The sequence below is a fragment of the Pseudoalteromonas sp. S554 genome (genome assembly GCF_005930865.1).
Taxonomy (GTDB): Bacteria; Pseudomonadota; Gammaproteobacteria; order Enterobacterales; family Alteromonadaceae; genus Pseudoalteromonas; species Pseudoalteromonas marina.
The window spans coordinates 1-21,530 of record NZ_PNDV01000018.1 but is presented as its reverse complement, the minus strand read 5'-3'; the positions used below and the strand labels follow the sequence as shown (position 1 = coordinate 21,530).

The window sequence follows — 21,530 nt, the reverse complement described above, 5'->3', positions numbered from 1 at the left end:
TAATCAAAGCCCTTTTTGAGATAGGTTTATTTAGAGTTAAAACGTAAGGATCACAATGAAAACGCATTCAACAAATCAAAGCGGCTTACTTAATAGTAAGCGATTTTTACCTTTGTTTATTACCCAGTTTTTTTCTGCCGTTAACGATAATGTCTATAAGCAGTCGGTGCTTATTTTACTGGTTTTTCAAGCTGCAACATTGGCCGATGGTGCGCTCTATTCAAACATAGCAGCAGGCTTATTTATTTTACCGTTTTTTTTATTTTCGGGTATGGCAGGGCAGCTTGCTGAGAAAACAGAAAAATCAAAATTAATCAGGTTTGTAAAACTTTGCGAAATTCCTATTATGGTTGTAGGGGCACTATCTATTTATACCCAGTCTATTTGGCTTATGCTCACCACTATATTTTTCATGGGGTTTCAAAGTACATTTTTTGGTCCGTTAAAATATTCTATTTTACCGCAGCACGTTGCCCCGAACGAATTAACAAAAGCGAATGGGTTAGTTGAATCGGGTACCTTTGTTGCCATTTTACTAGGGACTATTTTTGGGACTTATTACATTACGCAAAACGTAGGCCCCGAAATTATTAGCATTGCTGTATTCGTGCTCGCAGTATTAGGTTATGTGAGTAGCCGCTTTATACCAATAAGTGCAGCGAATGAACCTAACTTAGCGTTTACCTACAATATTTATACCTCTACAAAAAATGTGTTTTCAGCACTTAATTCGCAAACAGAGTCTGTTGGAAAATCAGTCTTAGGTATAAGCTGGTTTTGGTTAATAGGCGCCATTGTGCTAACTACATTACCAAACTATGTTAAGCACGTAATGGGCGGTAACGAATTAGTAGTAACCAGTGCGCTGGTGGTATTTTCGTTAAGTATTGCTATTGGTTCTTTATTATGTGAAAAGCTTTCGCGTTCGCGTATTGAGTTAGGCATTGTGCCCTTTGGTGCCATCTTAATTACCCTATTTTTATACTTGCTCAGTACAGAGCCCGCTATTTTAAGTTATGGTGTGCAAATCGATGAATTATTAACCTTAAAGCAGGTATTAAATACTGGCGATATGCGCTGGCACTTTGTGTGGATGGCCGGTATTGGTATAGCATCAGGTTTTTATACTGTTCCTTTGTATGCTTTGATACAACAAAGAACAGAAGAGGCGTGTCGGTCTCGTGTTATTGCCGCTAACAACGTACTTAATGCACTGTTTATGGTGTGCAGTGCCATTTTAAGTATTGTGACATTGTCTATTTTAGAGTGGAGTATCTCAGAATTATTGCTTTTACTTTCAGGGTTAAACTTACTGATTTCATTGTATATTTATACCAAAGTACCTGAGTTTTTCTTGCGTTTTATTATCTATATTTTAGCTATTTGCATGTATCGCGTGAAAACCAGAGGCGAAATAAATATACCAGAGGAAGGTGCAGCGGTTATCGTTGCCAATCATGTCAGCTTTGTTGATTGGATGTTTATTTTAGCAGCGTCACCAAGACCAATTCGTTTCATGGTTTTTGCGCCAATTTATTATTCTCCTGCTCTGCACTGGTTATTTAAAATGGCTAAAGCAATACCGATTGATAGCGAAAAATCAAACCCTGAAGCTTTTAAAAAGGCGTTTGACGATGTTGCAGAGGCACTTGAACGCGGCGAGCTTGTGGGTATTTTCCCTGAGGGTAAATTAACAGGTGATGGCTGTGTTGATATGTTTAGAAGAGGTATAGAGAGAATAATTGAGCGAACGCCTGTTGCTGTTGTGCCTGTGCATTTAGGTGGGCTTTGGGGCAGTATGTTTAGCCGAAAAACAAAGTGGCAATTACCTCGTTTAAAGTGGTCGTTAGTCTCTGTATCTGTTGGTGAGCCTGTTGCGGCAAATAAAGCAAAAGCGGATAACCTGCGTGAACGAGTGTTAGATTTAAAACTACTTTACTCTAAAGATAATGACTAATAGGCATGAAAAGCAGCCAATCAAACCCTATTGTCGATAATTTTATAGCGCCAAAATGCATAGATACGTTTAGTATTTTGTATCAAGATAACGATATTTTAGTCATTAATAAACCCAGTGGCTTGCTGAGTTTATCAGGGAAAAATCCAGAAAACTGGGACTCAGTACATTATCGTCTAGTAAATGGGCAAAAAGGGTTAACGCCGTCCTTTTTAAACGCTAAATTAGTTCATCGATTAGATTTAGGCACATCGGGAATAATGCTTGTAAGCCTAAACGATGTGAGCTCAAAGCGTTTAAATAAGCAGTTTCAATTACGCAGTGTAAAAAAGCATTATGTAGCAATGTTGCAGGGGTGTATAAGCGAAGATAGAGGGCAAATTGATGCGCCCATTGCTAAAGACACACAGTTATTTCCGCGAGTAAAAATTTGTAAACTAGAGGGGAAGCCAGCTGTTACCGAGTTTAACGTTATAAAGCGCCTTGCTAGCCCTGTTAGAACTTATGTACGCTTTTCTCCTTTGACTGGGCGTACTCATCAGCTACGCATACATAGTCATTTTATAGGCCACCCTATTTTAGGGTGCGACCTGTATAAGAGTGCACACAGTGAAAAGCTATCAAAACGTCTACAGTTGCATGCAAGCGATCTGTTTTTTGAACATCCCACTACAAATCAAGCAATTCACATCCATTGCCCAAGCCCATTTTAGTGTGAATTAACATTACATTTTTTAATTTTTTCCCTTGAAGTTCTATTAGCTCCCCCCATATTAAGTGCATAACGCAGACACTTTGCTAATTGGAGATATATAAATGACTGCAGCACAAAAAGAAACATTAGGCTTTCAAACAGAAGTAAAACAACTATTAAACTTAATGATTCATTGCCTTTAGTTATTCCCTGCTATTAATTTCTATCCCTTCTTAAGTCTCTTTATTTAATATAAAACAACACCTTACAGTAATTACAACGCCCTCTATTAACGACTATTACCGACTAAGCCTAACTATTATCCGTGACAACTGAGTACCAAGGTGTGTACCATTTTAGAGTTGACCGTGTTTTTGGTCACATTTGGTCACAGAGTCGGAGTATCAATGAACATAACAGCAGCTAAAATAAAGAGCTTGAACGGTAAAGAGTATGCCGGTAAGCCCGAGATAACAGATGGAGATAATTTATCTCTTAGGATTTCACCAAAAGGAAAGATCACGTTTCAAATTCGATACAGAATAAATGGAAGGCAAGCGCGGTATAAAATTGGATCATATCCAGCTATGACATTAGCAAAGGCGAGAGAGGAATGTGCAAGGCAAATGGATCTGGTTAATAAAAATTTAGATCCTCGTAATATGGAAGGTGTGAGCGCTGTTGAATTAAGCCACATAGAGAACCCAACAATCTTAGATTGCGTTGAGTATTGGTATGTGAATTATTGCCTACCCAAGCGAGATAACCCGCAAGGTATTAAGACCAGGATAACATCATGCCTTAATGAAACATGGGGCAATCAATATATATGGCTTATGGATAAATCGCACTTTACGGCCTTTTTTAAGTCGATGGGTGATGTGTCAATTGAGAAGGGCAGAGGCAAAGGCTTTGCCTTTAACGCGATAATAGAAGTTAGATCAATTCTTCGCTTTTGTATTCGCCAGGGCTTTATTAGTAACACGCAATTTGAAGCGTTAAGGCCAAGCGATTTTGCTACAGACTACGACAGTAGGGAGCATTATTTAACGTTAAAAGAGTGCCAGTTAATTTGGTCGCACATTGACGAGCTCAATATAACAGACAGAAACAAGGTGCTTTTACGTTGCGCAATGGTGTTTGGTTGTCGCATAAGCGAGCTATGCAAGGCCAAGAAGGTTGATTTTGATTTAGATAACCAGCTTTTTACAACGCAAAGGGAAAATACAAAAGGCGCGTTACACTCTATCGTTCGACCAGTACCTAACGAACTGGTAGATGATCTTAAGTATATAAAATCGCAATCGCCTTCTTATTTATACATGTTTCCTAATCGTGATGGTGATCATCCGGCTAGCGGCTCTAGCGTAAGTCAAATATCTAAGTCGTGCTACGAATCTATTGAAGGGGTGAACAAATTTAGGATGCACGATTTTAGGCGGACGATTTCAACGCACTTAACAGATGCGGGATGCCCTTTGCAATTTACAGAAAAATTACTAGGGCATAAGATGAAAGGGGTATTGGCGATATACAATAAATCGCCAATGCTTGAGGGGCTAACAGAGTGGATCAATCGGTGGGTTATCATGCTGAAAGGCGGCTAGCCTGTGCGTTGAGTTCAGCATAATAATTATCTATTGACGACTTAAGCCAGCGGTTAGGTTTGCCGTAATGCGCTGGCGGTATAAACTTGCCCTGGCTTACTTGCTCTAATAAGTAACCAGGCGTTACGCCTTCCATTGCGGCCACTTCTTTTGTCGTGTAATACATACTTGATGGTAAACTCATAAATTATTCTCCCATACTGCGTAAACACCTTCAATGTGAGGGTGGGCAATAGCTGCTGACGCTTTGATTAACTCATTTTTAAAGCCTTCTGCACTCATATTTTTGATTGTAATTAATCTCTCTGGACTGATTACTACAGGGCAAACTAATGAATCTAAATAGTCCTCGCCATCCCCTCTATATAGCCAGCATTCTTCCTCATTAAACCGCTTAAATTTAATTATTCTTAATTCGTCTCTTTCTTGCTCAACTTTTCGGTAGGAATAACCTATGTCTTTTATTTTTTCTTTTAAATTTTCATTTTGAGAAGTTAATGATTGAATTTTTTTTGCTGCTTCGTTTGCTAGCTCGAATATGTCAAATTCTGAACTACCTTCTCTGCCTTGTTCATCTTCGCCTAGAATTTCTATAGCTCCTGTTTCTATTTGCTCTGGCTCTGCTACCGCAAGCTCACTCAAGGCCCATATTAAAATTTCAGTTTTCATAAATCACCTCGTTCATAACTATTTAAACGCAAACTTTCTTTGCTTGCGATTTCAATGCGTGGTTTCAATAGCGCCTTGTTTGCTTTTCCTATAGCGCTATCAGTTAGGTCAAGACCTTTAAATGATTTGGTCTTGTTGTGTTCTTCATTAATAATTTGGTTACGCTCAAAATCGCGCATTTCAATTACTTCATCAAAGTGTTCTTCACAAGAAAAAGCGCCTCGATATTCGTATGCTTCATTTGCTTTTAGCTTAGCCTTACATTTTTTGCATGTGTAATTGCTCATAAATCACCTGTTAGTTCTTCATAGCAACCAGTACATAAAAGCTTGTTGCCCTCAAACTTAAAGCAAACAATATTCATAACTTCACCGGTTTCATTTGTTCCAATTTGAAAAGGCCAATTACAAGTAAAACAGCGATTAAACTTTTCTTTAAAGCGTGAGCGTCCGCGCTTAAACTCTTCTGTCATTCTTGCAAATTCAGCTTTGTGCCAATCAACTGCTAGAACTTTAGTTGTGGTAATAACTACCTTGCCAGGCTCTTTTATCTCAACGTTTCTCATAAATCACCTTTACCTTTTATCTTGCCTTGCTTTCTCAAGCTGTTTGCCATTTCAGTAATGGCCTTGTAAGTTCTGCCAAGTGACACGCACAACTCTGACACTGGCACTTTGCCGTAAAACTCAATTAAGTATTTTTGATCCGTGGTGGTCATTGGCTTTTTGTGGTTAAAGTGAACCTGCGGATCGTATTTGCACATTAGCTCTTTCATAAGTCACCTATCACCTCGTTCAACTCAAGGCTGTCTAAAACATCTTGATCGGTATTTAAAGCCCAGTCCCAATCGCTTTGACCCTTTCGCTTAACTATCTGCCATTTAAGCGTGCCGAACCTAGATATAACCACTCGGCAATTTCTAGTTACGTCCTGATCATATTCGTAAAAGCCACCGTTGGCAGATAATGCGCCGCGAAAAGTTGAAAACGTTATCTTTCTTATTTGGCCAATTTTCATAAATCACCTATGCTAATTTTTTGGCGTAATCAGGGTTCATTGCTCTATAACACGCAGACTTCATACAGCCTTTGGCATTGTTAAGTGCTCTGTTTAATTCTTCGCGAGTATCCGGTATGCGGCACTCAAAATTACTGCGTTCAACGCCGTTAAAAAAATTCCACTGCATGCGCGGCTCGTCTTTACATACATCGTTAGCGTAAATAGTTACGCGGTAGCCGCCGCTTTTTTCAGGTATACAGTCGGCAGCGTCTTTTAATAGGTCCGCCAAGTACGCTTTATGCGATACATTTGGCTGGCCGCTTTGCAGTAGTGCCCAGGCGAATGAATAAACGTTGTCGTTTAAATCCATTTCACCGTTAGCCTGCTGTTTTAATTTAAAGCCATGCTGCAGGGCTAAGGCTTTTATTTTTGCGTTATTCATGCTGTCACCTTATGTTCTTTATTATCAGGCTTTGCAGCCGATTTAGGTTTAAGCGCATACCAGTTATGCGCTCTGCGTTTAACTTGTGGTTTCATTAGATAACCCAATAAATTTGTCTTGGCTTAGAGATACAACTTTTCTGCACTCATCAACATCAAACATACCAATGTGACAGTCCGCACCTGCCTTGTTCATCTGCTTAGCTAGCCATTTGTAAGCTTCTTGACGTTTTAACAATTTTGAACGCCAAAGCTGATCGAATGATCTGTGCGCAGCACTTTTAGCCTTGCGTAGTTCAGCATTAGCCAGCCTACCCAAGGGCTTATCAGACGTGCCGTGACAGCCAACGTAAGCGCCGCCAAGTTGACAGTTACAGCTATAAAAAGTCATGTGGAAAAGATCTTTACGGTGCGGGTAAATTTCTTTACCTGTCACTTTTTCTGAAAAGTTGCCGCAATAATTACAAATAGGGGTTAATCCGTTCATGCTATCACCCTTTCATCCCGTCTATTTTGCGACCAAGTACAGCTAGTTTGTCTATAACTCGACTATTTGAGTCGTCTATTATTTTATACTCTGATATAAATGAATAATCTTCGGGGTATGTGAGATTATTTCTTTTGTACTCCGCTATCCCAGCGCTAAATAGTTCATGTTTAATTTTTTCTTGTAATTCTCTTCTTTTGTAAACAGCATCTTTAAACCGTTTATCCTCTTCAGTTTCAAAAGTGTAATGCCAGCTACCATCAAAAAATAGGTCGTAACCTTTAAATTCAGGATATAACTTATACGTTTCACTTGTTGCTTTATCAAAGCTATCATCATCACAATCTTTCATAAATTTGGATTCTAAATCATCAACCATTGAATCAATAAAGCCCTCTTTGGTTTCCCAATCCAAGTGTTCAGCAAGTGCCGTTTTAACTTTCCCATCCCCATATCTAACCTTGCACAACCTATCATCAGGGGGTGCATCACCTGTGTTTTTAATCCACTCATCAGATAAAATAGAATCTAGTTTTGACTCTATTTTATCTAATCGGCTCATTATCTTAATTAAAAGATCTTGCTCTGAAACAGAGCCTGATTTAGCTGTTTGTTTTTTCTGTGATTCTATGGGTTTAGCCTTTGACTGAAAGCTTTTCTTTTTATTCTTAACTAGCTCACCAGCCCTGCGGCGAACTTGGTCAACACTGCATCCATTGCTTTTAGCGACAAGACTTAGCGTTATAGGTTTATCGCCTTGATAATCAGAAATAAACTTTTCAAGCTTGCTGGTTAAATCTTCAATCATAATTTTACTCACTTAACTTTACTTTTTAACTTACCCACTTCATTACCCCAAACGGCCCAACCTTTTGTGCGCTTGCGTGAAAACAACTCAATACGCGGTACGTCACCGGCCAATTCAACGCAGGCTTCTCTAAACTCGTTAGGCTTTTCGCTGTGCTGTCCGATAGGGTAGGCGCCAGAAAACACGCCTCGGCCTAGTATTTCGTCTAGGCTTTCGGTGTCATAGTTACCTACTGCACGCACTGAACGGCTTGCTACTTTCGGTTTACCCTTAACTGCGATAATGGCCGACTCGCTACCGGCGCGGGTCCAAAATCCCATGCCGAACAGCGGGTTGTTGTTTATGGTTAGCTTGTTCCATACAAAACCATTCATGTTTTTTATGGTGAAGCCCCATGCTTTAACAACGTCTAAGGCTTCTTGTGGCATTGCGCCGACATACCACATAACCAATATGCAATCGTCCGCTGCAATATCATCAATAGGCATAGCCTTTAACTCGTCTACGCTCATGGTTGATTTGTAGTGGTGTGCTGCACCGCTTTTCATGCTACCGCCAGTTTTTTTGTTACTAAACTGCCAAGCTGGATCTGAGTAAATAAGGTTAAATTTTTGGCCGTTAAATTGTTCAAACATGGGGCGCTCCTTACATGCACATTAAGAGTGCTGGGTATTGCAAGCCGATTGGACCGAACGGAATATCGTCATCCATAAATTCACCCGCGCCACCTTGCTGTCCGCCGCTCATGTATTGGCTATTTGATACGCCTTGCTGCGCTTGACCTCCTTGCTGTTGTCCTTGGTTATTTTGGCGCTGAGCTTGTCCGCTACCTTGGCGCTGCGCTTGGTTGTTGCCCTGGTAATTATTATTACTATTGCCGTAAGAATTATTACCCTGCGCTTGGCCTTGGTTATTGCCTTGTGCGTGGTTGTTTTGTTGTCCTTGGTAATTATTATTACCTTGGTTGCCCTGATGTTGATTATCTTGTCGCGAATCGAGCATTTGCATATTTTCTACTACAAACTCTGACGTATAACGATCTGCGCCGCTTTGGTCTTGCCATTTTCTGGTTCTGAATTTTGCTGTAACAAAAATCTGGGAGCCTTTGCGCAGGTATTCGCCCATTATTTCGGCTAGCTTGCCGAACGCAACAAGATTTACCCATTCGGTATTTTCCTTTTGCTGGCCTGTGTTTTTATCTTTCCATTTGCTACCAACAGCAATAGAAAATGATGCCGCAGCTTGTCCTGATTGGGTGTAGCGAATTTCAGGGTCTTTGCCTAATCTACCGATAAAGTTAGCTTGATTTAGATCGTTAGCCATTTACATGTCTCCAAGTTTTGTTTCTTAAAATTGAACCGATTGCGGGTTGCGTTACCCCGTAGAACTCAGCTAGTTCGTACTGGTTTTTCAACCCTGCTTTATAATCTCTTCTTATAGCCAAAACCTTTTCTTCATTTAGTTTTGACATGCCGTTACGGGCGCCTTTCGCTGCATACTTTTTATCTTTTTGCCTATTTTTTATAAGCATATCTATTGAGTTTGATTTGTTAGTACCAAGCATTAAGTGGCTTGGATTGCAGCAACTTGGGTTGTCGCATGTGTGACAGACAATAAAGCCATTTGGTATGGGCCCGTTCGCAAGCTCAAAAGAAACTCTGTGAGCCAATAAATACTGCTTATTGGCTCTAAGGTTGCCGTAACCTTTTGGCTTTTTGGCTCCTAGCCAATTCCAGCACTCTTTAGCTGTATCTTTAATATCAACTTTTGACCAAAAGGCTTCTTTGTCTATGTCCATGATGCACCCCTTACTTGATTAAAACTGTGCGTTCGCCGTTATGACCAGGCGCGGTTACAATGCCGTTAGCTTCAAGCTGTTCGACTAAGCGGGCAGCTCGGTTGTAACCTATTCTAAATTTACGTTGAATGGCCGCTATAGATGCGCGCTGTGTCTCTTTAACAAAATCAACAGCATTGTTGTAAAAGCAGTCATTTCCGTTGCTGTCTTTATGCTTGGCATCGTGTTCGGCAATTAATGACTCGTTCCCATCGTCTTGTTCGCTACTACTCAAGCCGCTATCAATAAGCTCAGTAACCAGTTGAACGATTTCTCCAGCGACCAAACAAAAGTCAGCATCAAGTTTTATGTGCATATCTTCATTAGGTATGTCGGCGTTTTCTTCTTTGATGGTGTCTGAGTAATTAACTTGCTTAATAGCGCCATCGTTTTGAAGGTTGAACTTAATTCTGTCGCTCCAATTTAGCGCTAGCTTGGTAACTCGCTTACCTTGTTCTAAGTGTGTTTTAACTTCATCACCATCTAGCTCATGGCCTTTAAGTTTTACACTTGAGCCGCTATCATCGGCGTTTTGCATTTCTGCGTCATAGCCAATAGAAAAGCCTTTAGGAGTGCTAAAGTTAGTAAGCCAGTCTGTTAAAAATACGTCTAAATCGTGGTTAGCAAATACAGGTGTTATCGGTAATGACCCAAGTGATTTGCGTAGTAGGGCGGCTAGTTCTTCTGCTTTATTAAAGCTTGAACTGTTAATAGCTAGTAGGCCGCTATCCATATCAATGAAAGCGTATTGTAAGTTTGATTTGGTAAACGCCTGTGGCAATAGCGTGTGTAATGCGTTTTCTTTTAATTCGTCACGCTCTTTTTTTCTTACTTGGCGATTTTCTTCAAGCTCAATTTGCTCTACTTTTTCAGCTACCATTTCGTTAATAACGGAAGCTGGTAGGATCTTTTCTTCACGCTTGGCGCAAACTAAAATTCTACGGTTAGAAAAATGCGCTAGTGTCTCGCCGTGGCTACCAAACGCGTTGGTCCAGCCAAAAGTTGATAGCTCTTGCTGTCCGCAGTGACGAAAAGCGTCTTGCTCAAGTGCTTTGTTAAATTCTTCGCTATTAAACTCAGCATCTTGCTTAAATTTGTAAATTACTAGATTTGTTAAAAACATATAAAGCCTATTTAGTTGTTAATAAAACGATGATGGCAACCACTAGAACGCGAACGCTGTTAACCGCTGCCATTTTTAAAAAGTCTCTGCGCTTTTGTTTTTGCTGTGCGCTTGAGCTATTGCCTTTGATTGCCATGTAATCGTGCATGGTTACGCTGCTTTTCTTAAATTAGCGAATGGCTTTATACCGCCGTTCGCTTGGATTAAGCGGTTAACTTCTTTGCACACATGCTCAGCTTCTTTGCGATTGCGCGTAAATTTACACCCTGGCAAGGTCCAGCCTTCTTGCCCTTGATGCTTTGATGCTTTGATTGTTGCCAGGCCAACGCGCAGATCTTCAGTGCGCAAGTGCGAGTCCATTCTTAGCTGTGGTACTCTTAAATCTTTCATATAAACCTCTTTAAAAAGAGCTCGCGCCCGTAGGCGCTTGCTCGGTTGGAGTTGGAAACTTACGCTGCGTGCGCTTTGTTTAGGCGCTGCTCTAAATCTTTTATAAGAACGTCCTGCGCTTCGATGTAGCTCTCTGCTGCGTCCAGTTGGTCGCAAATGCGATCTAGCTCGTCATTGTCTGCGCGGTCCTGGCTGCTAGGCCATAACGAAAGAGGCGTGTAACCTGTCGGTGCGCTTGTGCTTTCAAACACTGGTGATTTAAAGCTATTACCAAGTAAAGGCTCGCTTTGTTCCTGCGCGCTGATAGCTTCGGCTTGTGCTTCATGTACTTGCTGCTCGGCTTGCTCTGCCGATTGCGTAACCTCTGTTTGCAACTGCTCTATTTGGCGCGCTTCAACTGCGGCTTGCGCTTCTGCTTGGCGCTGTTGCTTTTCTTCTTTGAATTGCGCCATTTCTAAGCGGTCTTGTAGCTCGGCAATTACATCAGCTTTAAGCGCGATAACTTCATTAACACGCTCGCCAAAATCGCTTGCGGGTGGCGTGTAGTTCTCAAGCTGCGTAATGCGTGCGGCTATAATGTTGCTAGGGCTGTCTTTGTAGTTCATAGGATCGCGGCGTAAGTTATCAATGCGTTGTTCAATAACTCGCGCTTGCTCTTGTTTTTGCTGCTCTTGCTTAATAGCCTCTTGCTGGATGCGTAATTGCTCGCGCTCTGCTTCTACCGCTTCGGCTGCTTTGGCGGTTTGGTACATGGTGTTAAGCGCTTCAAGAATACTTTTCTTGGTGTCGATTGCTTCGTGAATGAGCTCTTTATCAAATGATTCAGTGTCGATAAGATCCACCGCTTCAATTGTGTCCGCGATAAACTGTGAGCCCTGGCCTTGGCACTGCTGAGTAAAATCATTCATTTGTGCGATTTCATCGCGCTGCTTGTTTAAAAGTTCTTCGCGCTCTTTAGCGATGCGTGCGGCTTCGTCTTTGCGGCGTTTATCTTCAAGCTCAAAAGCATTAATGATTGGATCGTAAATCACATCAATTTTTGATATTAATTCATCGCCATAGGCTTTAAGCTCGTTAGTAAACCCAATGCGGCGATCGTTAATTGATTTAACCAGCTTGTTGCGCTCAGTGCGTATTTTACGGCCTTGCTTAAACTCGTCCTCGTCAGACATATCAAGCGAAAACGACTTAGGGTATTGTTTGCGTAAATCGGCAAGCCCTTTCTTGGTTAAATCTTCCTGGTAAACAACTTCTACCAAGTTGGTTGCTGTGCTTTGATTAGTAGTCATGGTTATACTCCGTTTTTAAGGTTGTTTAGCGCCTCTGTATGCGCTTGGTTGACTTGAGCTACAAAGTCACTGCTATCTACTTTGTTTGCTCGACAATGCCCCTTAAGCTCTTGTAATAAGTGCTTATGGTTCATTGTTAAAACTGATTCGTTTTCCGCTGTAGTGATGCGGTCTTTAATGGCCGTATTTAGCCAGGTATGAAACTTTTTATTAGCGTTTAAGCTGTTCTCTTGCTCTTTAGCTTCAAGCTCGGCTTTTTTGCGATCTTTTACTTCAATCGCGCTATCGCGTATATCTATACGGTTAACAGCCATTGCAAACTTATAAGCTTGCTCGTAATGCTCGCGCAATGCTGATAGGCTGGTCGCTTGATCGATAGCATTTAGGTACTTGTCAAACTTAGCTTTTGGTAGCGCCCAATCAGGCAGAATTGGTGGGAACCATTCAGCGTTCATGCGCGGGCCGTTTTTATTTTTTTTATCAATCGGTATGCTTATAAAGTGTCCACTGGCTTTAAATCGACTCTCAACCGGCGCGCATGTTGCAAACTCGGTATCAAGTGAATACAAGTAGCGACCAATGCCAAATTGAACGGCAGTTCGCTTCATAGCGCCAGACAAGGCACCTTTAAGCGCTTCTACTTGCGTGTACTCTGAACCATCCCATTTAGTGATCCAGTCATCGCCAAAGCGAATACTTAAACCGCACAAGTAGCCTTTGCCGCTGGCGGCTTCTTTAAATTCGTTTCTCCACCCATCAATGCCTATTACATCATCAAGGCGCTGTTGAATTGCGCGGTTAGTAACGTAAGGAATAACCATTACCCATGGATTGCTTGAGCTAGATACGCCGCTTTGTTGCACGCGCCATTCAATATCGTGCGCTTCAAAAGGGTCTGATAATAAGCGTTGAATTTCTTTAGCATCCATCGTATTAACTCGCTAACTTAAGGTTTAAATTGAATGTGCCGGTGCGCTTAAATCTGCGTACTTCAGCAAGCGCCAGGGTAAGTTTTTCTGTGGCATCTTTATCGCCAAGTAGGATCAGGTATGACTTTTCAGCTTTGCCATCAACATAAACAAACAACGAAATAGACCCCTCAACCGCGTTAGTCACTACGTTTACATGCGAGCGACTTCTAAATAAAAACGACTCAACAGCAAGTGACGCTACTAGCGTTTTAGTTTCTAGCGAAAGGGTAGGGAATGATTGTGTATTGTTATCCATATAAACACCTAATTTGTTTAATTCGTTAAACATTGATAGGAAGTATAGCTATTTATACAGAATGGTCAACAGGTTTGTTTAATTAATTATACAAAATAGACAAAAAAATAGCGCCGCTAATGGACGCTATCTTTTTCTTGGTGGTTTTATTGCCGACTATTGCCGACTATTACTTATTGCAGTTATACGCATTTGCCGAAACGCTTGGTGAAAATCCGCCGTTAATTGCTTGCCACACAATATGTGTAGCGCCGGCGGAAAAAGCTTGCTCTTTTGCTTGCTCTTTTGCGTTTTCAATTCCTACCGATGCGGCTAAACCTCCCCACCCGCTAGTGCCGGATACATTTTTTACAAATTGGCATTTCTCAACTTCGCTTAATACGCTTTCTTTAATCATGCCAACACCAATGCCTTTAGAGGCGCAACCTGTAAGACAAAAGCATAGAATGGCTGTTATTGTTGCTTTTTTCATTGTAACCCCCTAAAAATCTTGAATAACCTGCTTTACTACACCGATTATGGTGCAGTTGCCATTTATAGCAATTGTTGGGTAGCTGCTATTAAACGGCTTTAAGTATTTACTGCCTCCATCTTCTACTAATTGTTTTAAGGTTGCTTCATCACTATTATCGAGCCTTGCAACAACAACTTTACCATGTTCTGCTGAAATATTTGGGTCCACTATAATAACTGATCCCTCCGGGATGGACTTTCCACCGCTCAAGCTTGTCATGCTATCGCCTTTAACACGTAGGGCAAATGACTCGTCACTTACATTTGCTGTGTGCTGGTAGAATGTTACGTCAGACTCTTGTCTTAGGCTTTCCAAATCGATCTCTCTCCATTTTCCGGCTTGGACCCATGACAATAAAGGAGCTTTCCCTCGTAAATCCGGGCCAAGCTCTAGCTCAATATTACCATCAATACTCCCCACGCCCGATGCTAACCACCTTGCATTGCACCTAAGCGCTTTGGATAGCTTTAAAAGATTTTCACCAGAGGGGATCGCTTGCCCTGTTCTCCAATGGCTAACGGACGCACGCCCTGTGCCTAACTGCCGAGCTAGGTCACTGCCCTTTAGTTTTAGTTGACTCATTCTTGAAATTAACCGTTCTGAAAAGCTCATAAAGCCTCGATAGTGTTTAGTAATCTATACATTATATTTAAAGTTTGTTTGTTTGTGTTGAACAAACGATGCGTATAATCTATTATACAAAATAACAAACCAAGGAGCGCTTATGAAAACACAAGACGCAATTAACTATTATAAAACCGAATCTGCCCTTGCTAGAGCGTTCACGCCAGAGCTCACGCGAGGTGCCGTTAATCAGTGGCCTAAAGATGGCCTTATGCCGATTGGTCGCGCGCTGTATTTAGAAAAAATAACTGGCGGCAAACTAAGTGTTGATCTTGCTGATTACGGCATACCAACCGAAGCCCAAACTGCAGCATAGGAAAACTATAAATGCTCTTATCTAAAAAAAGTACGAGAAACTCGACACCAAGCACTCGATGCCCGATTGAAGCGGCGGGAAGTATTGCGTGTGACTACAACGTATCTGAAATTGCGCGCGCGATGGCTAAGTCGCCAACAACGCTTAGCAATAAGCTTAATGCAAACATTGATTCGCACGTTCTAACACTTCAAGAAGCGATTGCTATTCAGCATATTACTAATGACTGTCGCATTATGAACGCCTGGGCTTACAGCGAAGGCAAAACAATTGTTGATTTGCCAGAAGTGGGCTTGTCGGACGACGAACTTGCTGATCAAGTTTTACACCTTCAAGAAACAGCCGGCGGGTTTGCTAAGTCTGTGAGACTGGCAAGAGAAGATGGCGTAATAACCGAAAGTGAGTTTAACGATATACATAATCACGCGCGTGAAACAATCAATGCTGTTTTGCATATCACGGCAGAGCTTGAGCAAATGGTTCGCCCTAGCCCAATAAATCCACCAAAAGCAACGTTAAAGGTGGCTTCATAATGGCAGATACAGCAGACGCAGCGCAGTTAGAAATAGAGCGTACAGAAGCGCGCTTAATTGCCAACTTAAAGAAAGCAGACGTTACGCCAACAGGCGAGTGTATTGAGTGTGGTAATGAGATACAAGAAGCGCGAAAGAAGGCGATTAAAACTAATTTGTGCATTGGTTGTGCAGAAATAAACGAGCTACGCAGTCGAAACTACGCAACTCGCAAGTAAAACAAAACCCGCTTCATATGCTTGGTCGGCAAAAGCGGGTTTCAATTCAACGGAGATATTATGGCTAATTTAGCTGAAGTTTACAAGTTCCCTGAAACGCAATGCAGTGAGGTGAACCAACATGAACACATACCAGGTGATTTTGTGAAGGCCGACATAGAAGATGGCTACGACAGGATTGCACATAAGCTAACAGATACGCTAGCGAACCCGCCGGTAAAATTAAGCGGGCGCGAGTTTCAAATAATAAACGCGATCGTTGGCAAAACTTTTCGGTGGCATAAAAAAACAGATTGGATAAACAACGTACAGCTAAGCGAGCTAACGGGTATATCGCAATCTCATATTAGTGAGATAAAAAACACGCTGATAGAAAAGGCGGTTTTACTATTGGATGGTCGCAATATTGGCGTAAATCCTGTCGTTTCTGAATGGGGTAAAACTTACCCAAAAACGGGTAAAAGTAAACTTACCCAAAAACGGGTAAAAACTTACCCGAAAACGGGTAACGACTTACCCGAAAACGGGGAAAAACTTACCCAAAAACGGGTAACACAAAAGAAAGAAACTATTACAAAAGAAAGAACAAAAAAAATAAATAAAAAAAGTCTTTTAGAAACTTTGGATTTTTCCACTTGGCCGGCACTGCCTAGCAATCAAATTTTTGATGATTGGATAGCAATGCGTAAAACCAAAAAAGCCAGTGTTAGCCAAACCGTGATCAACAACTTCGGTAAGCAATTTCAACTCGCATTCGAGCATGGGCTTAGTGTTGATGAATGTTTGTCAGAGTGCATAACGAGAAATTGGCAAGGTTTTAAATATTCTTGGATAGCTAACGCGAACCAAACTCAATATTCAAATACTGGCCAACGTCAATCAAACAACATTGGTGATCAGCTGGCTTACTTGCAGGACTCACTTTCTCACATTCCTTCACCACATGATGACGAGGCACTTTAATGAACGTTTTATCTCTTTTTGATGGTATGTCATGCGGTCGCATAGCTTTAGATCGTGCAGGCATACAGGTAAACAAATACTACGCTAGCGAACTCGACAAGTACGCAATCACAGTTGCACAAGCTAATTGGCCTGAAACAATCCAGCTTGGTGATGTAACCAAATGGCGAGAGTGGGATATAGATTGGTCAAGTATTGATTTACTGATAGGCGGCTCACCATGCCAAGGCTTTAGCTTTGCTGGCAAGCAGCTAGCCTTTGACGATCCACGCTCTAAGCTGTTCTTTGTTTACAGTGATATTTTAACGCACATCGATAATGAGCGTGACAAAGCAGGAAAGACAGAAGTTAAATTTTTGCTTGAAAACGTAAAAATGAAAAAAGAATACCTAGAAATAATCAGCGATTATCTAGGTGTTAAGCCTGTATTTATCAACTCGGCACTTGTTAGCGCGCAAAACCGCCAGCGGTATTATTGGGCTAATTGGGATTTTGAACAGCCAGAAGATAAAGGTATCACATGGGGTGATATTAGAGAGTATAACGCACCTGATTGCCACTATTACACTGAGATAGGTTTGTCGTGGATAAAAAGACATTCCGAAAGAACAGGGAAGAAACTCAGGGTTTGGGGTGATGATGAAAAATGCCAAATGCTAGAGGCTAGCATGTTCAAAAACTATTCAGGACAAAGGTTTTTTGGGGTTAATGATACCAATGGGCTGCGGTACATTTCTCTATTAGAGTGCGAAAGGGCGCAAACAGTACCCGACAATTACACCAACCACGTAAGCAACACGCAGCGTTACAAAATGCTAGGTAATGGCTGGACAGTTGATGTTATAGCGCACATTTTTACACCGCTAGCTTCTTCAATTAACTTAGAGAGGGCAGCGTAATGAACAATCAATTGCCAACAATCCAGCAAAGCGATAAGCCGCAAGCAAACAGCGTGCTTGTAAAAATCATTGGTGACGAAGTGTTACCAGGTCTTAAAGCTTACTACCCAAACAGCGATTTCAATTGGCGCGGGAATCTAGCGTTATTTGCAAACGAATACGCGGGTCAGTTATACGGCATGGGCATTGTCGCTAAGCATGTTCGTATGGCGCTTGAAGCGTCACGCCTGCGCTCGGCTACCGAACGACACGCACCAAACCCTATTGAGTTTAAAATTTTATGCTTGCAGGCGCGCGGTATGCCAACGCTTGAACAATGTATGCGTGAGATCAACGAGCAGCGAATAGTTAACTATGGCAAGGATAAAGAATGGTCAGAGCCCTTGGTTTACTGGCTTAACCAGCAAATCGCAGCAGCACGCGCAACGCTAGCGGATAGCTCATGGCAAAAAATGGCAAAAGACCGATACACAAAGCTTGCTGATAAATACGGTAAGAGTGAGTTAAGTCCGATACCGCTCAAGCTTGAGTATAACGAGCCGCCGGCTTACTTGAAGTACGTAGGTTAAGCCATGGCTAAGTCATACGAGCAAGACCAAAAAGAGTTTATTCGCGCACTAAAAGAGATTTTAGGCAGTGATTACCAAAGCGCGCTAGTCGCAGCAAAAGCCGCAAAAGCCGCAGCCCTTGCCGGGATCAAAAGCCCAACACCAAAGCAGATAGGGTTTGCGACAGCCGAGGCTAACCGCGCGATGGCAAAGCACGCTAAAGAACATGGCGTTGATAGCGTACCGCAGTACATCAAGGACCAAAAAGAGGCCGCAAAAAACAAACATGCACAGCGTAACAAGTCGCACAGCCAAAACAGGCAGGCGGCTAATCGTATGCAAGACGTTAAAGCGAGCCCAGGCAATTTCACATCAAAGAAAGTGCCAGCCAATCAAGGCTTCTCACTTAATGAGCAACTAGAAAAAACATTCAACAACGCAAGAAAAACAGCTTAGGAGAAAGCAATGCCAGCAATTAAGAAAAGTACGATGCAACAATTATCACCGACCGGCGAGTTGATCAGCGATGGCCTTTGTTCAGCAGCAAAAAGCCGCGCAGCGAAGGCGATCACGGACGGCAAACAGCCAAACATTAACAGAGCAGTCGAATTAATTGTAACTGCGTTTAGTGTTGACGCGTCAAACCGAGGAATGAGCCGGGAAGTACGCGATACATACATTGCCGGTATCTCAGAAATGCTAATGGTGGCGCATAAAGAAGAAGTCCAAAACCAAGAAAAAGTGAAGGCCGCTTAATGGTTGCCGAGGTAGCGCTAGTTAAGCGCGAAGATGGCGCGCTTATACCCGCTGCAAACATTGACATTGAAACGCTTGCTAACTGGAAAGTTGGCAGCGCTTACAAAGTCAAAGCAATAAAGATGAACCCAAGAGCGTTAGATTTTCACCGCCTGTATTGGGCGGGCCTAATAGGTTTAACGCTTGACTATTGGGAGCCGGCGGGCGGGCTAATTGGGCCAAGTGAAAAAAAAGTGCTTAACGGCCTAATTGCATACGGCAGAACAACGGGCATTAATTCCGATGGACTAGGGCAGTTTATAAAGCATTACGTTAATGACTTAAAAAGAAGTAGAGCGGGGAAAGTAGAAGTACCGCACAAGTCTAAAGAGTCATTGCATGAATGGATAAAAGAAGAAGTAGGGCTTTATGACCTGGTGTTAACGCCGAGGGGGACAAAGCGAGTAACGAAATCAATAAACTTTAACGCAATGAGTGAGGAACAGTTCAGAGCGTTTTATAAAAAAGCTTTTTCAGTGTGCTGGAATTTCATTCTAACAAAGACGTTTGATGATGAAGCGCAAGCTGAACAAGCAATAAATCAACTCATAGCAATGGGGTAGCATAAATGTCTTTAATAAAAACACCACCAATCAAGAGTAAAAAAATACGAGAAAGCGCAAAAGGCAAAGATTGCCAAGTGCGCATACCTGGCGTTTGCAACTTTAATCCTGAAACGACCGTTCTAGCGCATGTGGGACGAGGGTCAGGCGTAGCGCAAAAGTGTGATGATATTCACTCAGCTTATGCTTGTTCAGACTGTCACGATGTAATTGATGGGCGAGTGCGTGAAGGGAACGCAGATGAAATAATAATTTACGCTTACGAGGGCATGGTTAGAACGCAAAAGCTTTTACTCGAGCAAGAATTAATGCAGGTGGCTAAATGAATTTAACGATTGGTATTGATCCCGACTTTGTAAAAAGCGGTGTTGCTGTCGTCCAGGGCAAGACAATCATTCATCTTGAATCGCTAAGCTTTGTCGATATGTTCGAGTACATAGCGGCGGCGGGTCCAAAAGAAGAAGTATTGATAAAGCTTGAAAATCCAAGCGCGATAAAGCCACTTTTCGGCGCCAAAGTAAAAAACAAACGCGCTGTACGCGAGAAAATATGCCAGGACGTAGGCAAGTGTAAAGCGACCGGCACGCTAATACAGCAAGTGCTAGAAAGCCAGGGCTATAAAGTGAAGCTGGTAACACCGCTTAAAGGACCAGTAAAGCGAGAAGCTAAAAAAAGCGATAAGTATTTCAATCAAATTACAGGCTGGAAGGGCCGAAGTAATGAAGATAAGCGTGATGCTGCTTTGGTGGCGCTTTATGGATGATAAGCCGTTACAGCTAAGAATGACGCAAGACCAGCACATTTATGGCTGGATGATTAAACAGGGCTTGATTGAAACGTTTGATTTATCTTGGCCGTGTTTGGCGCTCGAGGGTTTGATTGCTAAGCCCGCTGATTTTGCCGCACACAGCGAAGTTACCGCTATCTTTAGACGCATGGGAGTGAGATAATATGCAACCGATTAAGCTACTTGCAAAGCTTACAACTAAAACACTTAATCTCACTGGTACGTTTGGGGGAAGTGGTCAAGACGTTATTGATTGGCGAACGGCGGCGCACGCACTGGCCGGTTTAGCGCAGTGTCAAACTAATTGGGCTTACTTTCGTTATGTGGGTGAAGAAACGAGACTTAATCGTGTTGTGCGCTCACTAACTATGCACGCAACGTTGTTTGTAAAGATACGCCAATACAAGATAAAGCCCGAAACATTAAACGGCTTGGTTATGTCAGCTATTTACGAGCATGTTCAGCCTGTATGCAATGATTGCGAAGGTAGCGGTTTAGCACCAGGGCAAAGCCCCTTAAGCCCAAACCCCGATATTTGTATTAAATGCCATGGGCGAGGCAGAAAGGAAGTATCTACTCGCAGCAAGTGTAAAATTATCGGTATCGGACATAAAAGCTATACAAGCACACACGATGAAGTATCAAAAGAGTTGATAAGACTCATATCTCAATGGGAAAGCGATATATTTAAAAACATTCACGCAAAGATGGGGGATGTAGCATGATAACAGCCGCCGAACTTGCAAACGCAACCACACGACTACCAGACCCCGAAACGTTTAGATATAACAGCATTCAAATAATGCTTCATAACGTGCTTGAGCCAGCAGCAAGCTACAAGGGCAAAACCACTTACTTAGAGCAAAGCACTGTAACGTTTGTTAAGCGCAGTATATTCGGCGTTGATACGTGGATTGTAGAAAGCATGGATATAAACAACGCACACAGATAAGTATATTTAAAGCAAGAGCGAGATAAGCATGAATAAGATAACAATAAACGGCAATATTATAAGAGGTCGATAGCATGCTAATAAAGCCCAACAAGATACTAACAGCGATAATGATTAAGTACCCAATACTCATAGGCAAGTACCTAACGGAACATTAAAGAACAAAACGGAACAACACCGGAACAACACCGGAACAACACCGGAACAACACCGGAACAAAATAGCGCTCTTAATTAATTTAAGGGCGTGGATTATTGATTTTTGATTCATTTTGGTGTCAGTCCGCGGTCG

General features: G+C 42.0%; 37 protein-coding genes and 1 pseudogene. 17 read left to right on the top strand and 21 right to left on the bottom strand.

Annotated features, from left to right (window positions below; all coding sequences use genetic code 11):
* Window positions 1-55 precede the first annotated feature (55 nt).
* The 3 genes from CWB65_RS04825 to CWB65_RS04815 all read left to right on the top strand — a co-directional run bounded on the left by CWB65_RS04825 (window position 56) and on the right by CWB65_RS04815 (window position 4,258).
* Window positions 56-1,957 (top strand): MFS transporter, encoded by a 1,902-nt coding sequence (locus CWB65_RS04825; protein ID WP_138740052.1) that lies wholly within the window; start codon window positions 56-58, stop codon window positions 1,955-1,957.
* 5 nt (window positions 1,958-1,962) lie between these two features.
* Window positions 1,963-2,670, top strand: coding sequence for an RluA family pseudouridine synthase (locus CWB65_RS04820; protein ID WP_138740051.1), 708 nt, complete (start codon window positions 1,963-1,965; stop codon window positions 2,668-2,670).
* A 388-nt stretch (window positions 2,671-3,058) separates the two neighbouring features.
* Window positions 3,059-4,258 (top strand): tyrosine-type recombinase/integrase, encoded by a 1,200-nt coding sequence (locus CWB65_RS04815; RefSeq protein ID WP_138740050.1) that lies wholly within the window; start codon window positions 3,059-3,061, stop codon window positions 4,256-4,258.
* On the opposite strand, the gene CWB65_RS04810 is transcribed toward CWB65_RS04815, so the two are convergent.
* The 21 genes and pseudogenes from CWB65_RS04810 to CWB65_RS04720 all read right to left on the bottom strand — a co-directional run bounded on the left by CWB65_RS04810 (window position 4,239) and on the right by CWB65_RS04720 (window position 14,653).
* Window positions 4,239-4,442, bottom strand: a complete 204-nt coding sequence (locus CWB65_RS04810; RefSeq protein WP_138740049.1) for a helix-turn-helix transcriptional regulator — start codon at window positions 4,440-4,442, stop codon at window positions 4,239-4,241. The two genes, CWB65_RS04815 and CWB65_RS04810, sit on opposite strands and share 20 nt — an antisense overlap.
* On the bottom strand, window positions 4,439-4,927 hold the full coding sequence (locus CWB65_RS04805) for a hypothetical protein (RefSeq protein WP_138740048.1): 489 nt from the start codon (window positions 4,925-4,927) through the stop codon (window positions 4,439-4,441). The genes CWB65_RS04810 and CWB65_RS04805 overlap by 4 nt, the downstream gene beginning before the upstream one ends.
* Entirely contained in the window at window positions 4,924-5,214 is a 291-nt protein-coding gene (locus CWB65_RS04800) for a hypothetical protein (protein ID WP_138740047.1), read from the bottom strand. The genes CWB65_RS04805 and CWB65_RS04800 overlap by 4 nt, the downstream gene beginning before the upstream one ends.
* Window positions 5,211-5,492, bottom strand: a complete 282-nt coding sequence (locus CWB65_RS04795; RefSeq protein ID WP_138740046.1) for a hypothetical protein — start codon at window positions 5,490-5,492, stop codon at window positions 5,211-5,213. Before CWB65_RS04795 ends, CWB65_RS04800 begins: the two co-directional genes overlap by 4 nt.
* Window positions 5,489-5,701, bottom strand: coding sequence for a DNA-entry nuclease (locus CWB65_RS04790; protein WP_138740045.1), 213 nt, complete (start codon window positions 5,699-5,701; stop codon window positions 5,489-5,491). The genes CWB65_RS04795 and CWB65_RS04790 overlap by 4 nt, the downstream gene beginning before the upstream one ends.
* Complete coding sequence (locus tag CWB65_RS04785; RefSeq protein WP_138686891.1) at window positions 5,698-5,943, bottom strand: hypothetical protein; 246 nt, start codon at window positions 5,941-5,943, stop codon at window positions 5,698-5,700. The genes CWB65_RS04790 and CWB65_RS04785 overlap by 4 nt, the downstream gene beginning before the upstream one ends.
* Window positions 5,944-5,950: 7 nt before the next feature.
* A complete protein-coding gene (locus CWB65_RS04780) occupies window positions 5,951-6,367 on the bottom strand; it encodes a hypothetical protein (protein WP_138740044.1) in 417 nt (138 codons plus the stop codon).
* A 78-nt stretch (window positions 6,368-6,445) separates the two neighbouring features.
* The gene (locus CWB65_RS04775) at window positions 6,446-6,853 is read right to left on the bottom strand and encodes a zinc-finger-containing protein (protein WP_138740043.1); all 408 of its coding nucleotides are present in this window, start codon (window positions 6,851-6,853) and stop codon (window positions 6,446-6,448) included.
* Between the two features lie 4 nt (window positions 6,854-6,857).
* Window positions 6,858-7,673: a hypothetical protein gene (locus CWB65_RS04770; RefSeq protein WP_138740042.1), complete on the bottom strand. Its 816-nt coding sequence runs from the start codon at window positions 7,671-7,673 to the stop codon at window positions 6,858-6,860.
* Window positions 7,670-8,296 carry an MT-A70 family methyltransferase gene (locus CWB65_RS04765; RefSeq protein ID WP_138740041.1) on the bottom strand — a complete coding sequence of 209 codons (627 nt, stop codon included), beginning with the start codon at window positions 8,294-8,296 and terminating at the stop codon, window positions 7,670-7,672. The genes CWB65_RS04770 and CWB65_RS04765 overlap by 4 nt, the downstream gene beginning before the upstream one ends.
* 10 nt (window positions 8,297-8,306) lie before the next feature.
* Window positions 8,307-8,984, bottom strand: coding sequence for a single-stranded DNA-binding protein (locus CWB65_RS04760; protein ID WP_138740040.1), 678 nt, complete (start codon window positions 8,982-8,984; stop codon window positions 8,307-8,309).
* Window positions 8,977-9,459 carry an HNH endonuclease signature motif containing protein gene (locus CWB65_RS04755; RefSeq protein WP_138740039.1) on the bottom strand — a complete coding sequence of 161 codons (483 nt, stop codon included), beginning with the start codon at window positions 9,457-9,459 and terminating at the stop codon, window positions 8,977-8,979. Before CWB65_RS04755 ends, CWB65_RS04760 begins: the two co-directional genes overlap by 8 nt.
* Before the next feature lie 10 nt (window positions 9,460-9,469).
* On the bottom strand, window positions 9,470-9,733 hold the full coding sequence (locus CWB65_RS20035) for a DNA translocase FtsK (protein ID WP_283240430.1): 264 nt from the start codon (window positions 9,731-9,733) through the stop codon (window positions 9,470-9,472).
* Window positions 9,734-9,736: 3 nt separating this feature from the next.
* Window positions 9,737-10,621, bottom strand: a pseudogene (rdgC, locus tag CWB65_RS04750) (recombination-associated protein RdgC); the annotation flags it as partial.
* Window positions 10,622-10,628: 7 nt separating this feature from the next.
* Window positions 10,629-10,769 (bottom strand): hypothetical protein, encoded by a 141-nt coding sequence (locus CWB65_RS19835; RefSeq protein ID WP_171047570.1) that lies wholly within the window; start codon window positions 10,767-10,769, stop codon window positions 10,629-10,631.
* Between the two features lie 2 nt (window positions 10,770-10,771).
* A complete protein-coding gene (locus tag CWB65_RS04745) occupies window positions 10,772-11,011 on the bottom strand; it encodes a hypothetical protein (protein ID WP_138740038.1) in 240 nt (79 codons plus the stop codon).
* Between the two features lie 59 nt (window positions 11,012-11,070).
* Window positions 11,071-12,300 (bottom strand): hypothetical protein, encoded by a 1,230-nt coding sequence (locus CWB65_RS04740; RefSeq protein WP_138740037.1) that lies wholly within the window; start codon window positions 12,298-12,300, stop codon window positions 11,071-11,073.
* 2 nt (window positions 12,301-12,302) lie between these two features.
* Window positions 12,303-13,229: a Rad52/Rad22 family DNA repair protein gene (locus CWB65_RS04735; RefSeq protein WP_138740036.1), complete on the bottom strand. Its 927-nt coding sequence runs from the start codon at window positions 13,227-13,229 to the stop codon at window positions 12,303-12,305.
* A 4-nt stretch (window positions 13,230-13,233) separates the two neighbouring features.
* Entirely contained in the window at window positions 13,234-13,527 is a 294-nt protein-coding gene (locus CWB65_RS04730; protein ID WP_138740035.1) for a hypothetical protein, read from the bottom strand.
* A 169-nt stretch (window positions 13,528-13,696) separates the two neighbouring features.
* Window positions 13,697-13,999, bottom strand: a complete 303-nt coding sequence (locus CWB65_RS04725) for a putative periplasmic lipoprotein (protein WP_138740034.1) — start codon at window positions 13,997-13,999, stop codon at window positions 13,697-13,699.
* 9 nt (window positions 14,000-14,008) lie between these two features.
* The gene (locus tag CWB65_RS04720; RefSeq protein ID WP_171047569.1) at window positions 14,009-14,653 is read right to left on the bottom strand and encodes a LexA family protein; all 645 of its coding nucleotides are present in this window, start codon (window positions 14,651-14,653) and stop codon (window positions 14,009-14,011) included.
* A gap of 112 nt (window positions 14,654-14,765) precedes the next feature.
* Here CWB65_RS04720 and CWB65_RS04715 point away from each other — a divergent pair, with 112 nt between their 5' ends.
* The 14 genes from CWB65_RS04715 to CWB65_RS04650 are packed head-to-tail and all read left to right on the top strand — an operon-like array spanning window position 14,766 to window position 21,239.
* Window positions 14,766-14,981: a Cro/CI family transcriptional regulator gene (locus CWB65_RS04715; protein ID WP_138740033.1), complete on the top strand. Its 216-nt coding sequence runs from the start codon at window positions 14,766-14,768 to the stop codon at window positions 14,979-14,981.
* An 11-nt stretch (window positions 14,982-14,992) separates the two neighbouring features.
* A complete protein-coding gene (locus tag CWB65_RS04710) occupies window positions 14,993-15,514 on the top strand; it encodes a phage regulatory CII family protein (protein WP_138740032.1) in 522 nt (173 codons plus the stop codon).
* Window positions 15,514-15,732: a TraR/DksA C4-type zinc finger protein gene (locus CWB65_RS04705; protein WP_138740031.1), complete on the top strand. Its 219-nt coding sequence runs from the start codon at window positions 15,514-15,516 to the stop codon at window positions 15,730-15,732. The genes CWB65_RS04710 and CWB65_RS04705 overlap by 1 nt, the downstream gene beginning before the upstream one ends.
* Before the next feature lie 60 nt (window positions 15,733-15,792).
* Window positions 15,793-16,695: a replication protein gene (locus CWB65_RS04700; protein WP_138740030.1), complete on the top strand. Its 903-nt coding sequence runs from the start codon at window positions 15,793-15,795 to the stop codon at window positions 16,693-16,695.
* Complete coding sequence (locus CWB65_RS04695) at window positions 16,695-17,594, top strand: DNA cytosine methyltransferase (RefSeq protein ID WP_138740029.1); 900 nt, start codon at window positions 16,695-16,697, stop codon at window positions 17,592-17,594. The genes CWB65_RS04700 and CWB65_RS04695 overlap by 1 nt, the downstream gene beginning before the upstream one ends.
* Window positions 17,594-18,163 (top strand): hypothetical protein, encoded by a 570-nt coding sequence (locus tag CWB65_RS04690; protein WP_138740028.1) that lies wholly within the window; start codon window positions 17,594-17,596, stop codon window positions 18,161-18,163. The genes CWB65_RS04695 and CWB65_RS04690 overlap by 1 nt, the downstream gene beginning before the upstream one ends.
* A gap of 3 nt (window positions 18,164-18,166) precedes the next feature.
* Window positions 18,167-18,598 carry a hypothetical protein gene (locus tag CWB65_RS04685; protein ID WP_138740027.1) on the top strand — a complete coding sequence of 144 codons (432 nt, stop codon included), beginning with the start codon at window positions 18,167-18,169 and terminating at the stop codon, window positions 18,596-18,598.
* Window positions 18,599-18,607: 9 nt separating this feature from the next.
* A complete protein-coding gene (locus tag CWB65_RS04680) occupies window positions 18,608-18,898 on the top strand; it encodes a hypothetical protein (protein WP_138740026.1) in 291 nt (96 codons plus the stop codon).
* Complete coding sequence (locus CWB65_RS04675) at window positions 18,898-19,500, top strand: DUF1367 family protein (protein ID WP_138740025.1); 603 nt, start codon at window positions 18,898-18,900, stop codon at window positions 19,498-19,500. The genes CWB65_RS04680 and CWB65_RS04675 overlap by 1 nt, the downstream gene beginning before the upstream one ends.
* Window positions 19,501-19,505: 5 nt before the next feature.
* Window positions 19,506-19,826: a DUF1364 domain-containing protein gene (locus tag CWB65_RS04670; protein WP_138740024.1), complete on the top strand. Its 321-nt coding sequence runs from the start codon at window positions 19,506-19,508 to the stop codon at window positions 19,824-19,826.
* Entirely contained in the window at window positions 19,823-20,263 is a 441-nt protein-coding gene (locus CWB65_RS04665) for a hypothetical protein (protein WP_138740023.1), read from the top strand. Before CWB65_RS04670 ends, CWB65_RS04665 begins: the two co-directional genes overlap by 4 nt.
* On the top strand, window positions 20,256-20,450 hold the full coding sequence (locus CWB65_RS04660) for a hypothetical protein (protein WP_171047568.1): 195 nt from the start codon (window positions 20,256-20,258) through the stop codon (window positions 20,448-20,450). The genes CWB65_RS04665 and CWB65_RS04660 overlap by 8 nt, the downstream gene beginning before the upstream one ends.
* A 1-nt stretch (window position 20,451) precedes the next feature.
* The gene (locus tag CWB65_RS04655) at window positions 20,452-21,012 is read left to right on the top strand and encodes a zinc finger-like domain-containing protein (RefSeq protein ID WP_138740021.1); all 561 of its coding nucleotides are present in this window, start codon (window positions 20,452-20,454) and stop codon (window positions 21,010-21,012) included.
* Window positions 21,009-21,239, top strand: a complete 231-nt coding sequence (locus tag CWB65_RS04650; protein WP_138740020.1) for a hypothetical protein — start codon at window positions 21,009-21,011, stop codon at window positions 21,237-21,239. Before CWB65_RS04655 ends, CWB65_RS04650 begins: the two co-directional genes overlap by 4 nt.
* Window positions 21,240-21,530: the final 291 nt, after the last annotated feature.